The organism is Citrobacter sp. GW821-FHT07H02 (assembly GCF_059418505.1).
The window spans coordinates 238,599-253,703 of the sequence record NZ_JBWKPZ010000001.1 but is presented as its reverse complement, the minus strand read 5'-3'; the positions used below and the strand labels follow the sequence as shown (position 1 = coordinate 253,703).

The following is a 15,105-nucleotide window of genomic DNA, read 5'->3' as shown; positions in this document are numbered from 1 at the left end:
AACGATAATTACTATCATTATCAGGGAAGTTGATATGTCATGCTCTATTTCCGTGACGCGCGCAATCGCCGTCCCCGGATTGTTGTTATTACTTGTTCTCGCCACCGCATTAAGTCTGGCTATAGGCGCAAAACCACTGCCAGCCTCTGTCGTTCTGGACGCACTGACCGGTAGCTGTCAAAGCCCTGACTGCGTTATCGTGCTGGATGCGCGACTGCCGCGTACGCTGGCCGGATTACTGGCCGGTGGCGCGCTGGGTCTTGCCGGTGCCTTAATGCAAACGTTCTCCCGCAACCCGCTAGCCGATCCGGGCATTCTTGGCGTTAATGCCGGCGCCAGCTTTGCCATTGTTCTGGGCGCCGCACTTTTCGGCTACTCCTCCGCAGAAGAACAACTCTTGATGGCATTTGCCGGTGCCCTTGCGGCGTCGCTGATTGTAGCGTTTACCGGCAGCCAGGGGGGCGGTCAGCTAAGCCCTGTACGCCTGACGCTGGCCGGTGTCGCGCTCAGCGCGGTGCTGGAAGGGCTATCCAGTGGAATTGCCCTACTTAACCCGGATGTGTACGACCAACTCCGCTTCTGGCAAGCGGGCTCGTTGGATATCCGCAGTTTGCAAACGCTGAAGGTGGTACTGGCACCGGTACTGATAGCAGGCGTCGTTGCGTTATGCCTGAGCCGGACGCTCAATAGCCTGAGTCTGGGCAGCGATACCGCCACGGCGCTCGGCAACAAGGTGGCGCGTACTCAGATTATTGGCCTGCTGGTGATTACCGTGTTATGCGGGAGCGCAACGGCAATTGTCGGTCCAATCGCGTTCATTGGTCTGATGATGCCGCACATGGCACGCTGGCTGGTGGGAGCCGATCACCGCTGGTCTTTGCCCGTCACACTTCTGGCTACCCCCGCCCTGCTGCTGTTTGCCGATATCATTGGTCGTGTGATTGTCCCTGGCGAATTACGCGTTTCCGTCGTCAGCGCGTTTATTGGCGCGCCGGTACTCATTTTCCTTGTCCGACGCAGACAACGCGGAGGCGCCGTATGAAACACGTTTCCCGCCGTCTGATCCTCTGCTGTCTGTGGCTGCTGTTCGGCGCGGCATGCGTCAGTTTATGGAGTCTGCGCAGCGGCGCCGTCACGCTGGATACCTCGCAAATTATCGCTGCATTGTTGGGAGACGCTCCGCGTAGCATCACGCTGGTCGTCACCGAATGGCGTTTACCGCGCGTGCTGATGGCGCTGCTTATCGGCGCAGCCCTTGGCGTCAGCGGCGCAATTTTCCAGTCGTTAATGCGTAACCCGCTGGGAAGCCCGGATGTGATGGGGTTCAACACTGGCGCATGGAGCGGCGTGCTGATTGCCATGGTGCTATTTGGTCAACATCTGACGGCGATTGCACTGAGCGCGATGTTGGGGGGGATACTCACGTCGCTGGTGGTCTGGGCGCTTGCCTGGCGTAACGGTATTGAGACCTTCAGGCTGATTATTATCGGCATCGGCGTACGCGCGATGCTGGTGGCATTTAATACCTGGCTGCTCCTGGAAGCCTCTTTAGAGACGGCGCTGACCGCCGGTTTATGGAATGCGGGTTCGCTCAACGGGCTGACATGGGCGAAAACCTGGCCCTCAGCCCCGTTGATCGTCGTCATGCTGGTTTGTGCGGCGCTTCTGGTACGGCGTATGCGTCTGCTGGAGATGGGGGATGACAGCGCCTGCGCGCTCGGTGTTAGCGTGGAGCGGTCCCGCTTGCTGATGATGCTGGTGGCGGTGGTCCTGACCGCCGCCGCGACGGCACTCGCCGGTCCTATCTCCTTTATCGCGCTTGTCGCGCCACATATTGCGCGTCGCCTCAGCGGCACCGCTCGCTGGGGATTAACCCAGTCAGCCCTGTGCGGCGCGTTATTACTGCTGCTCGCCGATCAGGTTGCCCAACAACTGTTTATGCCTTATCAGCTCCCGGTGGGCGTTGTTACCGTCAGTCTTGGCGGCATTTATCTTATCGTCTTGTTAATTCAGGAGTCCCGCAAAAAATGACCGAATCAGTAGCCCGTTTGCGTGGCGACCAGTTAACGCTGGGGTACGGCAAATTTACCGTGGCAGAAAATCTGAATGTCGCTATTCCCGACGGCCATTTCACCGCCATTATCGGACCGAATGGGTGCGGAAAATCGACGCTGCTGCGTACGTTGAGTCGCCTGATGCCCCCCGCCAAAGGACACGTCTGGTTGGATGGCGAGCATATTCAGCACTACGCCAGTAAAGAAGTGGCCCGTCGTATCGGTCTGCTGGCGCAAAATGCCACTACGCCCGGCGATATCACCGTACAGGAATTGGTCGCGCGTGGTCGCTATCCGCATCAACCCTTGTTTACCCGCTGGCGCAAAGAAGATGAAGAGGCGGTCATGCGCGCCATGCGCGCTACGGGGATCACAAATCTGGCGACACAAAGTGTGGATACACTTTCCGGCGGACAGCGCCAGCGTGCCTGGATAGCCATGGTGCTGGCGCAAGAGACGTCCATCATGCTACTGGATGAACCCACAACATGGTTGGATATCAGCCACCAGATTGATCTGCTAGAGTTGCTGAGTGAACTGAATCGTGAGAAAGGCTATACCCTCGCCGCTGTCCTGCATGATTTGAATCAGGCCTGTCGGTATGCCACGCATCTGATTGCGTTACGTGAAGGCAAAATCGTGGCACAGGGCGCGCCGAAGGAGATTGTGACGTCGAAACTGATTGAAGAAATCTATGGACTGCGTTGCATGATCATTGAAGACCCGATCGCTGGAACGCCTTTAGTCGTACCGCTTGGGCGTTCCAAAAACTCGTCTCCGGACGCCCTGTCGTGATAGCCGGAGGGTTCCCCCTCCGACAGACCATCAGGTCGGTTGCTCTTCCATTAAGAGGGATTCCCCCATCTTGCGGGATATCAATGCATGGCGCAGTAATACCCCACCACATGCCACCATGCCACCCAATAACGCCGCCAGAATAACGATGATAGATTTGCGTGGACCATCTTTCTTCACAGGCAGAGAAGGCGCCAGTTGGTATTTAAAGGGAACAAATTTGACATCCCTGACATTCATCGCGCTCAGTTGCTCAACGTTGTACTGGCGATTACGTAATTCTGCGTTAATTTCGTCGACATCCGTCACGGATTTTTCGATTTGTAGTTTACGTGCAATACCGTCAGCACCCAGTGAAATAGAGAAATCAGGGTCATCTTTTACTGCCTGACCGTTACTGTAAACAGGCTTCTTGATCCCGGCCGCATTAGCGATCTCCAGTGAGTAATTGAGTCGCTGAATATTGGCTTCGAGCTGGTTTTTGAGTCTGACCCGATCCATCGCCAGTCGCTCTTTTTCAAAACTGGTTTTTATTTCCAGCTTGTTGCGAATATTCTCAATAGACTCTTTCACAACGAGATCGGAAATAAACTGGATATATCCTGCAAGAACCTTTTGTGCCTCTTCTTGCGTCGGAGCGGTAAAACTCAAAGTCCACGACGTATATAACGACGTTTCATTTTTCTTACCTGCATTACTGTCGACCGCTTTCATTTTTTCACTCAGCGCCACGATTGCCCGGTGCAAATCCATCTCATCGATATTGGCATCTTTCAGCTGATCCATAACGTAAGGTGATGAGCGGAGGTAGTCTTCGAGTAATGAAGGGGATTGAAACTTCTTGATAAAAAGGTTGAATACGCCGCCACGATCGACGCTCACATCCAAATCCAGCACCCGCAGTTTCGTCAGGGTTTTCTCAAGCCCCTGCCACTGAATAGGTTCAGGCGGTGTGACAATCGCCTCGCTGGTCCACTTTTGCGGTAGGAGAAATGAGATCAGTAACCCGATACATGCAAAAGCAAAAACGACAGCAACAATTCGACTTTTCGCACGCCATAAAACATCAATGAGGTTTAATAAATCAATCTCATTACTATTACGGGTTGCCGATGCGGGTTGCCAGGCAGTAAATTCCGAGTCTTTTTCGTGTTTAACATTAAGTGATGACATACCGTATAACCTGAGTACAAAACTTGATGAAAGAATCCTTCTTTGACACGATTCTAACAGCTACTCAGAATTATCCGAAACGATCTTTGTATAATAGTCCTCATCAAACACATTATTAGGAATTGTGCTTACCCTCTGGTTATGTTTCATTTATGTTAAATAGCAATCAATGCAAACAAAAACCCATAATAATTAGCTCTTATTATGGGTTTGTATAATGATATTATCTGAAAGCGTCCAGAAAACGCCCGTTATATGCTAAGCAGCTCACGAATTATTGGGCCAATATTCTCGAACGCGGACGGCGAAATAATATCGACATGCGCGCAGTCCTGACGGTAGATATCCAACCCGGCTATCCACGGAGCCCAACTCCGCTCAGGGCTAACGCCTTCCGGTAACGTTCGTTGGGCCACAAAGAGTGTGGCCCGGCCATCAAACGGTACGCTACGCGCCGTGGTGAGCAAGCGTACCGCATCCGCATAATTTCCTTCTATGGCCGAAAACAACGCCTCGCTGGCATGCCCATGCTGAGCGGACAGAAACGCTTCACGCTCGCGGTCGATCTCGGCCAACACTTCCGGATCTAATCCGTTAGCCTCCTTCTCCTGCCAGTTTTGCGTTTCCGGCGGCCAGGTATCCAGCAGACCGAGGAACGCGACGTTTTCCCCTCTGGCGCGTAAGCGCGCAGCGATTCCTTGCGCCAGCGTCCCTCCCAGAGAATACCCCAGTAAATAGTACGGACCATGTGGCTGCTGTTTCAGCAGCGTCGCCAGATGGTGCTCACAGACCTCATCAAGGTTCGCCGCCGTCTGCATTGGACCATAGGGTCGTGGCGACTGAATCCCCATGATTGACCACTGTGGCGCGAGGTAGCGCGCCAGGACGCTAAACTGCCAGGCAAAACCGGAAGCCGGATGGAAACAAAACAGCGTCGGCCCATCGCTTTCGCGCAGCGGTAATAGCGTTTCGAATCCCAGTCGCCGGGAGTGCTCGTCTTCAACAGTATCCAGCAGCGCACTCAGTTGTGCGACGGTGGAGGCCACCATAATCTGACCCGGTGTGACCTGGCGCGAGAATGTCTGACTCAACTGCGCGGCCAGTTTCATCGCCAACAATGAGTGCCCCCCCAGCGCGAAGAAATCAGCTTCCACATCGTTGACCTCGCATCCCAGCATTTGAGCAAAGGTGTTAGCGATTGTCGTTTCCGTACCGGGCAGCGGCGCACGCCCCTGCGTACGTTGTGTCACCTGCGGCATCGGCAATGCTTTGCGATCCAGTTTTCCGTTGGCGCTCAGCGGCAGTTCCGCCAGTTGAAGCAGCACCACCGGAACCATATGCTGCGGGAGTTTTTCACGGAGCTGTTCCTGCAACGCGGTTACGTCCAGAGGCAAACCGGAACGTGATACCAGATATCCCACCAGTTGTCGGGCATCGCCGCCCGTTGCCACCGCCTGATTAAACACACAGGCATGAGCGACGGCATGCTCGACATCCGGCAGCATTTGCATCACGCGGTCGATTTCCCCCAGTTCAATACGCTGACCCCGGATCTTAAGCTGATCGTCACTGCGCCCCAGATACTCTACAGCGCCAGAGGTGAGCCAGCGCGCCACATCACCAGTGCGGTACATCCGTTCACCCGGCGCAAACGGATCGGCGATAAAACGACTTGCCGTTAAATCCGCCCTTCCCAGATAGCCTTGCGCCAGTTGGATGCCGGTCAAATACAAATCCCCCGCCGTTCCCGGAGGCACCGGGCGCATCATGGCATCGAGGATCCGCAGACCGGTATTCCAGACCGGATAACCGATCGGCACGCTACTTCCGGTCACCGCAGCAAGTTCATCGCCACAGGCTGGATACCAACTGACATCCACTGCCGCTTCCGTTGGCCCATACAAATTATGCAGCGGCGCGCCGGTCAGCTGTTGCCACTCGCGACACAGGTCGCTGGGCAGAGCCTCTCCACTGCAAAAAACTTGCTGTAACGAAGCACAACGTTTGCGGGCGGTTTCAGATGTCAGCGAAGCGACAAACGCCGCCAGCATTGACGGTACAAAATGCGTGGTGGTCACGCCGTAGCGTGCAAAGAAATGCTGCATCGCCAGCGGATCGCGATGCGCCTCCGGCTCCGCCATCACCAGCCTGGCACCGGCAATAAACGGCCAGAAAAACTCCCACACCGAAACATCGAAACTACACGGCGTTTTTTGCGCCACCACATCGTCTGTCGTCAGCGAATAATGATCCTGCATCCACAGCAAACGGTTCACGATCGCCGTTTGCCCCACCATCACCCCTTTCGGTCTTCCCGTCGACCCCGAGGTGAAAATGATATATGCAGTATGGTGTGGCTGAGAAAGTGCTAATGGCGCGGTGTCGCCAGCCGCCAGCGGCTCGCTGTAGCACAGACTTTCCAGGCCTGGAATCCCGCTAAACCGGCCCCATTGCTCATCGGTGGTAATCAACAGTTTCGGCCGCGCGTCTTCCAGCATCATTCGCAGTCGGTCGTCCGGATATCCCGTATCCAGCGGTAGCCAGGCGGCACCGGCTTCGACAATGCCATGCAACGCTAACGTCAGGAACACCGAGCGCGGCAACGCCACCGCGACACTGTCCCCCGGTCTCACCCCACGTTCACGCAGTAAATTGGCGAGCGCCACCACCTGCTCACGCATTTCACGATAGCTGAACTGATAGCGCGCATCCGCCAGCGCAGGGGCATCCGGCGTTTTACATGCCTGTTCCGCCACCAGCGCGCTGAGCGTGGTCGACGGGATATTCACCGCCGTCGCATTCACCTTCGCGAGCTGTTCATACTCGGTAGGCAACAGCATATCGGCATCGCCACAGCGCAGCGAAGGATTTGCCGCAAACTGGTTAATCAGCGCCATCAGACGCGAAGCATGCTGAACTAAGGTTGCTTCCTCGTAACGCTGTTTATTGGCGAGGATTTCAATACTCAGGCCGTCCTCTTCATCAGGGAAGAGCGCCAGTTCCAGATCGTTAACCGGTCCCGTCGCTAGCGTGTGGGTAATAGCCTGAATGCCAGGAATTTCCAGTTGATAGTCAAACACTTTCACGTTCAGAACCGGGCCGAATAACGGTTCGCCGCCCGCCGCACGTCCGCTGTCGCGGACAATCTGTTCGGCGTCATAACGCTGATGGCGGCGCATTTTTTTCAGTTGTCCGGCAAGACGCGTCGCCAGTTCCGCAAGACTTTCTGCCGCCCTGATGTTCACTCCCAGCGGCAGAACATTCAGCACCGGCCCCGTCGCGGTCAACGCGGCCGATCCCATCCGCCGCATAAAGATAAAGCCGGCGGTGTAATCAGGGCGTCCACATAACCGCCCAAGCCATAGTGATACCAGCGCCAACGCGAGATCTGCGCGCTGCACATGGGGCATACGGGTTGCCAGTTGGCGGAACATGCCTTCCGGCGCGTTCAATTTCATGCGCAAAACATCAGCGCTGGCGGTACCGCCAGACAAGGGGGCGGAAGAGAGCGATGCGGGAGGCGGTAACTGAGTGCGCTGTTGTGACCAAAATGCCCCATCACGCTGATACGCTTCACTGTCACGGTAGCGCTGATACTCGTCCACGACCTCGGCAAAGGGGGTAAACGGGGAGTCCGGTGTTGGTTCTCCCCGTTGCCATGCGCGGTAAATGGCGGCGATCTGTCGCGTAATGGCCGGGAAACTAAAGCCATCCACCAGCAAATGATGATAGCGTTGATACCAGTACCAGCGAGTGTCATCCACCTGAATCAATAAGTGCAGGGCAAGCGGTTTTCCGCCATCGGCCCGCAGATTTTGCCCGAGATCGGCGTGCATCACCGCCAGCGCGGCGGCGACGGGCGCAGATTCACCGCGCAGGTCGATGATCTCCGGCTCGGCAATCGGTAACTGTGGATCAACCCATTGCCAGACGTCTCCGTTATCTTCCGTGAACCGCAAACGCAGCGTGTCAGCCTGTTTCATTCCCGCCACGGCCGCTTTCGCCAGTAAAGGCGCGTCCAGCTCGCCGCATAATTCCACGTAATGCGCCACACTCCAGGCGGAAGGCAGAGAAGAGAGCTTTTCCGCCATCCAGATCCCCGGCTGCGCGGCGACTAAAGGTAAACGTTGGGTCATTGTGCCTCCTGCACATCGGCATAATGGGCGGGCGTCAATGTCGTCCAGTGGGTCGCCAGCCATTGTTGGCAGTCTTCTTGTGATTGCGGCTCGCACACCACCTGCCAGCCCGCGGGCAGTGAACACTGCAGAGGCCAGAGACTAAACTGGCGCTGCGCATTTTGCAGAATGTAAAACTGTCCCTGCGGATTATCGAAGGGATTACTGAATTCCATACTCAACTCCTGTCGTGGAAACCCGCCCGGATCAGGCCTGATTGTTCTGATGCTCGCGGGGGTCAGTCAGCGGTTGCCATAACGTCATCAACCCCTGCATTAATCCGCCGCGCCAGCAAAGCGCATCATGTCCGCCGTCAACCTGACGCCAGCACACCGATGGCTGCACGTTATGCAACTGGCGGTAAAGCGCCTGATTCGCCTCAAAAATGATTGGTTCTCTGATGCCCGCCTCCAGCACAATGCGCAATCCCTGTGCCGAAACAGCGCCCGTCTTCAATTGCTCAGTAACGATCCCTTCCTGGTGAGCACCGCGATGCGGCCACCAGTAAGATCCCGATTGACTCAGCACACAGCCAAATCGCTCAGGCCAGTGCAGTCCTGCGTACAGCGACGAAAGTCCGCCAAAACTTTGTCCGGCTACGATCGTCTGCTCAGGGCTATCGCTAAAGGGCGCGACGGCTTGCACTTGCGGCAATAACTCCTGCTGAACCGCCAGCCAGAAGTCGGCGTTGCACGGCAATTCCCGGCTACGGTGAGGGGTGTCGATGGCATCGATCAGCAGATAAACCGCAGCCGGAAGCTGCTTTCGGGACGTGAGCGAGGTGAGAGCGGGCCAGACCGGCATGCTCTGCGCCCAAAACTGCCCGTCCAGCAGAATCGCTAGTGGACGTTTCTCCCCGGAATTTTTCCCGGTGGTAAACACCCACACGCGTCGGGTGTTGCCCAGACGTTCGCTGCGCCATTGCAAACAACGCGGGGGGGTATCCGGTTTTTCAGGGCGATCCCATCCTGGCTGTACCGGGGCATCGGGCATTTCCAGCGCCGAAACGGCATGCCCTCTTCCTCCTGTCCAACTGACCGGGTTGAGAGGATCGGCAATCGCCTGCGGTAAAAGTTGTCGCCATCCTTCACGAAGCGCTGTGCGGTCAGGCGCTTCACCGGCTACCAATGAGGTAAAAATATCGTCACGCGCAGACGGGATAAAACAGTAACTGCCCCGCCAGCGGGCGCTAAGTTCCGTGCTCCACTGCCAGACATCCGTCCCGGCAAGGCGCTGCATTGACTGCGGAATGGAATTTTGATGATGATCGGTGACACCCGTGATGTAGACCCATACACGGCGTATCGGGGAGTGATTTTCTGTTCCCTGCGGGTCGCGCCACCAGAAAGTGACCCGGCAATCACCGTTTTCCGTACGTACCCATTCAGGTCCATTTTTTGACTGCCACCAGCTATCACTTCCCACCGAAAACGCTGCCACCAACATAACCCCATGTTTATTGTGCAATTTTTCATTCATCGCTGAAATATATTGATAATATTATTGATAACTATTTGCATTTGCAATAGCGTATTGTCGCGCTGTGGGAAGCGCGAACAGTATTTCACCACTTATAAACGCTCTGGCACTGCGTGCTTTTCTGGAATGGAGGGTCTTCGCAGAGGCGGGCGACATCAGGCTAACTCCCCTTTACCGGGCGACGTTGGCACACGTGGCTAAAAAAAGCAGGACATACAATGAACAAGAAGATTCATTCCCTGGCCTTACTGGTCAATTTAGGGATTTATGGGGTAGCGCTGCCCGCACTGGCAGAAGAGACAGCAGACACCCCTGCCGTCGCCAATGAAGACACTATCGTGGTGACCGCCGCCCAACAGAACTTACAGGCACCGGGTGTTTCCACCATCACCGCTGATGAAATCCGCAAAAATCCTCCCGCCCGCGATGTGTCGGAAATCATCCGCACCATGCCTGGCGTCAACCTGACGGGCAACTCCACCAGTGGTCAGCGCGGGAACAATCGTCAAATTGATATTCGCGGGATGGGCCCGGAAAATACCCTGATCCTGATTGACGGCAAACCGGTCACCAGCCGTAACTCTGTGCGCCTTGGCTGGCGCGGTGAACGCGATACCCGCGGTGATACCTCCTGGGTGCCGCCGGAGATGATTGAGCGTATCGAAGTGCTGCGCGGTCCTGCCGCAGCCCGTTACGGTAATGGCGCCGCCGGTGGCGTGGTGAACATCATCACCAAAAAGGGCAGCAGCGAGTGGCACGGTTCGTGGAACACCTATTTCAACGCGCCGGAACATAAAGAAGAAGGTTCAACCAAACGTACCAACTTTAGCCTGAACGGCCCGCTGGGCGGAGATTTCAGTTTCCGTCTGTTCGGTAATCTCGACAAAACGCAGGCCGATGCGCGTGACATCAACCAGGGCCATCAATCGGAACGTACTGGCAGCTACGCCGACACGTTGCCTGCGGGCCGTGAAGGGGTGATCAATAAAGATATCAATGGCGTTGTGCGCTGGGATTTCGCCCCGCTCCAGTCTCTGGAATTCGAAGCCGGTTACAACCGCCAGGGTAACCTCTACGCCGGTGATACGCAGAACACCAACACCAACCAGCTCGTGAAAGATAGCTACGGGGAAGAAACCAACCGTATGTATCGCCAGAACTACGCCATAACCTGGAATGGCGGCTGGGATAACGGTGTCACCACCAGCAACTGGGTGCAGTATGAACATACCCGCAACTCCCGCACGCCAGAAGGCTTAGCGGGGGGCACCGAAGGCATCTTCGATCCAAAAGCATCGCAGAAATATGTCGATGCCGATCTGAATGACGTCATGCTGCACAGCGAAGTAAGCGTTCCGTTCGATCTCTTCGTGAATCAGAACCTGACGGTGGGTACCGAATGGACCCAACAGCGCATGAAAGATATGCTCTCCAACTCGCAAACCTTTATGGGCGGCGATATTCCGGGATCGTCCAGTACCGACCGTAGCCCGTACTCCAAAGCGGAAATTTTCTCGCTGTTTGCTGAAAACAACATGGAGCTGACCGACAGCACCATGCTAACGCCGGGCCTGCGTTTCGATCATCACAGTATTGTGGGCGACAACTGGAGCCCGTCCCTGAACCTGTCGCAAGGTCTGGGCGATGACTTCACCCTGAAGATGGGGATCGCGCGCGCCTACAAAGCGCCAAGCCTGTACCAGACTAACCCGAACTATATTCTGTACAGTAAAGGCCAGGGTTGTTATGCCACAGGAGCGGCCAGCGGTATTGGTTGCTACATGATGGGTAACGATGACCTGAAAGCCGAAACCAGCATCAACAAAGAGATTGGTCTGGAATTCAAGCGTGACGGTTGGCTGGCGGGCGTGACCTGGTTCCGTAACGATTATCGTAACAAGATAGAAGCCGGTACGACGCCGCTCAGCAGAACGTCCATCTCCAACAAAGGGAAAACGACCTACACCGATATCTATCAGTGGGAAAACGTACCAAAAGCGGTGGTAGAAGGGCTGGAAGGGACGTTGAACGTGCCAGTTAGCGAAACCGTAAACTGGACCAACAACATCACTTATATGTTGCAGAGTAAGAATAAAGAAACCGGCGAACGCCTGTCGATTATTCCGGAGTACACCCTGAACTCAACCCTCAGCTGGCAGGTGCGTCAGGACGTTTCTCTGCAATCAACGCTCACCTGGTACGGCAAACAAGAGCCGAAGAAATACGATTACCAGGGCAAACCGGTAACGGGTACGGATAAACAATCCGTCAGTCCGTACAGCATTGTCGGTCTGAGCGCGACCTGGGACGTGACGAAAAACGTCAGTCTGACCGGCGGCGTGGATAACGTCTTTGACAAACGTCTGTGGCGTGAAGGTAATGCGCAGACCGTCAGCGATACTAAAACCGGTGATTTTATGGCAGGCGCTGGCGCGTACACCTATAACGAACCGGGTCGTACGTGGTATATGAGCGTAAATACCCACTTCTGATGCTGATTCCCCCTCTCCTCATGGGGAGGGGGATTTCCTGAAAAACCATGCTAACTCATCACTCAACCCTCTCTTTTGCCGGGCACACGCTGCACTGTATTGCGTTCAACCCTGACAGCTTCCATGAGCACGATCTCTTCTGGCTCCCGCATCACGCACAGTTACACGCAGCCGGACGAAAACGCAAAGCCGAGCATTTAGCCGGGCGCATCGCCGCCGTCCACGCGTTGCGCGATTACGGCAGTAAAGCCGTTCCCGCTATCGGCGAACAGCGCCAGCCGTTATGGCCTGCGGGTTTATCGGGCAGTATCAGTCATTGTGCAACGACCGCACTGGCCGTTGTGTCGAGGCAGCCAGTGGGTGTGGATATCGAGGCGATTTTTACACCGCAGATGGCAGAAGAACTGACAGGCAGCATCGTTGATAATGAGGAGCGGGAGATTTTACTCTCCAGCGCCCTTCCTTATACTCTCGCCTTAACGCTGGCCTTTTCCGCCAAAGAGAGTCTGTATAAAGCGTTTTGTGGAAGGGTCAATGCGTGGCCGGGATTCGACAGCGCGAAAATCAGTGCGATAAACGCAAGCCGTATTAGCTTGCGTTTAACCGCACTCTTTTCACCCAACGTCGTCGATCATGTCGTTAACGTCGAGTGGCAAACTTATGATGAATGTGTCATCACGTTATGCCTGGCGCATCCTACATTCCAGGAAACAGGACCCCGTTCCCCGGCGCTTCACGATCCAGATGGATAAAGTTCAGATGCCGCTCGTACTGATCGAGAATATCGGTGATCACCTGCTCTTTGCTGTAGTCCATCAGATCGTTCCCCTGACTGCCCTCAAGCAGAAAGGTTTCCAGCCGGTAGTAGGTCGATTTCCCACTACGCGCCCGATAAGTAAAACCGGGGATCGCATACTTTTGCGGCCAGATTTGATAAACGAAGTTACGTTCATCGCCCAGATTCACCCGCAAATCCAGATGACCGAGTGCTTCCCCCTCTTCCGGCGGCAGGCTTGAAAGCACAACGTTCGCGCCGCGCAGTTTCAGCTCATGCGCCACCTCTTCCATGGCCGGAAAACAGACCGTCTCCATCATCTCGCGGGTATAACGGGTTCCCGGATAGTTCATCAGCCGCGACAACCGTTTTTTCCAGCTCAACCGGTCCTGAACGCCCATCGGGCGCGGAGCAGTGTTCCGGTTGGCGCTTTCCCGTCGGTAATCTTCAACCTTCAGCGATTTATACAGTCCGGCCATAATAAAGAAGATCACAAAGCTGAAGGGCAGTCCCATGATCACCGTCGTGTTCTGTAACGCGGAAATCCCATTGGTCATCAGCATACCCAGCGTCAACAGACCAATCGCCACCGACCAGAACACGCGCAGCCAGGCGGGCGCATCGCTGTTGATATCTTTCAGTTTCGAGGTGAAATTCCCCAACACCAGCGCACCGGAATCCGCTGAGGTCACATAGAACAGCAGCCCGGTGATTGTGGCGACAGACGCGCTAAAGGTAAACGCCGGATACTGCGCCAACAGACTGTAGAAACCGCGCTCAGGATGGGTCATCGCCTCTTCGGCAAAACCGGCATCACCGTGGATGATCTCGTACAGCGCGCTGTTACCAAACACCGACAGCCACAGCAGGGTGAAGGTGAACGGAATAATCAGGGTGCCGAAAACAAACTGGCGAATCGTACGTCCACGGGAAATGCGCGCCAAAAACAGGCCGACAAACGGCGACCACGCCACCCACCACGCCCAGAAAAACAGCGTCCAGCTATTCATCCACTCGACCGGACGGTCAAAGGCAAAGCTGTTGAGCGTCATGCCCATAAAGCGGTTCACGTAGTCGCCCACGTTCAACACCAGCGCGTTGAGCAGAAACGAGGTTTCGCCCATAAACAGCACAAAGAGGATCAGCCCCAGCGCCAGCAGCACGTTGAGTTCCGACAGCACGCGGATCCCTTTATCTACCCCCGAGGTCACCGAGATTGTGGCGATCACCACCGAGAGCACAATCAGCGCCGCTTTCGCCGCCATCGAATCCGGAATATCAAACAGCACGCTCAGCCCGTAGTTGAGCTGTACCACGCCAATTCCCAGCGTGGTGGCGATACCGAAAATCGTGCCGATAACCGCCGCAATATCGACGCTATGACCGATAGGTCCGTTGATGCGCTTACCGAAAATCGGATACAGCGCCGAGCGGATCGTCAGCGGCAGATTATAGCGGTAGCTAAAATAACCGAGCGCCATCCCCATCAGCGCGTACATCGACCAGCCGGTCAGCCCATAGTGAAAAAGCGTCCACACCATCGACTGGCGCGCCGCTTCAATGGTCTGCCCCGCCCCTTCCGGCGGCTGCATATATTGAGAAACAGGCTCAGCCACCGAGAAGAACATCAGGTCAATACCAATCCCCGCCGCGAACAGCATCGCTGCCCAGCTTAGCAGGCTGAATTCAGGTTTCGATTGTTCCGGGCCCAGCTTGACCGAACCGAAGCGCGAGCAGGCAATAAAGATAACAAAAACAATATAGAGCGTGGCGGCGAGCAGGTAATACCAACCGAACGTTTTGGAAACCCAGTTGAGGGTACGGCCAATCCAGATGGCGGAAAAATCACTAAAGAAAATGGTGGTCAGGGAAAACAACAAAATCAGTCCGGCTGACGTGTAAAAAACAACGGGATTGATTTTGTCCTTTTCTCCGTCGGTAACAAGGTTCGTCATCGATTACCTCAGATTAAGTAACGCTGACTACTCTGTTGAGCAGCAAACTCCTGGAGACTCTGTAAGGTTATTGTACGCTTACCAAAAATAACCTTATACACAGAAATGAAATAAGAATAATTATTTGTTTTTAAATGAAAAAATTAAACACCCCTGAATATCTCCTTAACGAAATCAGCCAATCGATATAACAATTAATACACATTT

The 15,105-nt window shown here is 55.1% G+C and carries 10 protein-coding genes; 5 read left to right on the top strand and 5 right to left on the bottom strand.

Going from position 1 to position 15,105, the window contains the following annotated elements:
- Positions 1-34: 34 nt before the first annotated feature.
- The 3 genes from fepD to fepC are packed head-to-tail and all read left to right on the top strand — an operon-like array spanning position 35 to position 2,849.
- On the top strand, positions 35-1,042 hold the full coding sequence (gene fepD, locus AC07NP_RS01115) for a Fe(3+)-siderophore ABC transporter permease (RefSeq protein ID WP_494659325.1): 1,008 nt from the start codon (positions 35-37) through the stop codon (positions 1,040-1,042).
- A complete protein-coding gene (gene fepG / locus AC07NP_RS01110; RefSeq protein WP_494659324.1) occupies positions 1,039-2,031 on the top strand; it encodes an iron-enterobactin ABC transporter permease in 993 nt (330 codons plus the stop codon). Before fepD ends, fepG begins: the two co-directional genes overlap by 4 nt.
- Complete coding sequence (fepC, locus tag AC07NP_RS01105) at positions 2,028-2,849, top strand: iron-enterobactin ABC transporter ATP-binding protein (RefSeq protein ID WP_494659323.1); 822 nt, start codon at positions 2,028-2,030, stop codon at positions 2,847-2,849. Before fepG ends, fepC begins: the two co-directional genes overlap by 4 nt.
- A gap of 30 nt (positions 2,850-2,879) precedes the next feature.
- Here the strand turns inward: fepC and wzz(fepE) are convergent, their stop codons facing one another.
- From wzz(fepE) to fes, 4 genes are all read right to left on the bottom strand, one after another.
- Positions 2,880-4,022 carry an LPS O-antigen length regulator Wzz(fepE) gene (gene wzz(fepE) / locus AC07NP_RS01100; protein ID WP_494659322.1) on the bottom strand — a complete coding sequence of 381 codons (1,143 nt, stop codon included), beginning with the start codon at positions 4,020-4,022 and terminating at the stop codon, positions 2,880-2,882.
- A gap of 251 nt (positions 4,023-4,273) precedes the next feature.
- The gene (gene entF / locus AC07NP_RS01095) at positions 4,274-8,158 is read right to left on the bottom strand and encodes an enterobactin non-ribosomal peptide synthetase EntF (protein WP_494659321.1); all 3,885 of its coding nucleotides are present in this window, start codon (positions 8,156-8,158) and stop codon (positions 4,274-4,276) included.
- Positions 8,155-8,373, bottom strand: coding sequence for an MbtH family protein (locus AC07NP_RS01090; RefSeq protein ID WP_494659320.1), 219 nt, complete (start codon positions 8,371-8,373; stop codon positions 8,155-8,157). Before AC07NP_RS01090 ends, entF begins: the two co-directional genes overlap by 4 nt.
- Positions 8,374-8,404: 31 nt before the next feature.
- On the bottom strand, positions 8,405-9,637 hold the full coding sequence (fes, locus tag AC07NP_RS01085) for an enterochelin esterase (protein WP_494659319.1): 1,233 nt from the start codon (positions 9,635-9,637) through the stop codon (positions 8,405-8,407).
- A gap of 257 nt (positions 9,638-9,894) precedes the next feature.
- Here fes and AC07NP_RS01080 point away from each other — a divergent pair, with 257 nt between their 5' ends.
- Positions 9,895-12,168, top strand: a complete 2,274-nt coding sequence (locus AC07NP_RS01080; protein WP_494659318.1) for a TonB-dependent siderophore receptor — start codon at positions 9,895-9,897, stop codon at positions 12,166-12,168.
- A gap of 47 nt (positions 12,169-12,215) precedes the next feature.
- Complete coding sequence (gene entD / locus AC07NP_RS01075; protein ID WP_494659317.1) at positions 12,216-12,920, top strand: enterobactin synthase subunit EntD; 705 nt, start codon at positions 12,216-12,218, stop codon at positions 12,918-12,920.
- On the opposite strand, the gene AC07NP_RS01070 is transcribed toward entD, so the two are convergent.
- Positions 12,865-14,898 carry a choline transporter gene (locus tag AC07NP_RS01070; protein WP_301696556.1) on the bottom strand — a complete coding sequence of 678 codons (2,034 nt, stop codon included), beginning with the start codon at positions 14,896-14,898 and terminating at the stop codon, positions 12,865-12,867. The two genes, entD and AC07NP_RS01070, sit on opposite strands and share 56 nt — an antisense overlap.
- Between the last annotated feature and the right edge of the window lie 207 nt (positions 14,899-15,105).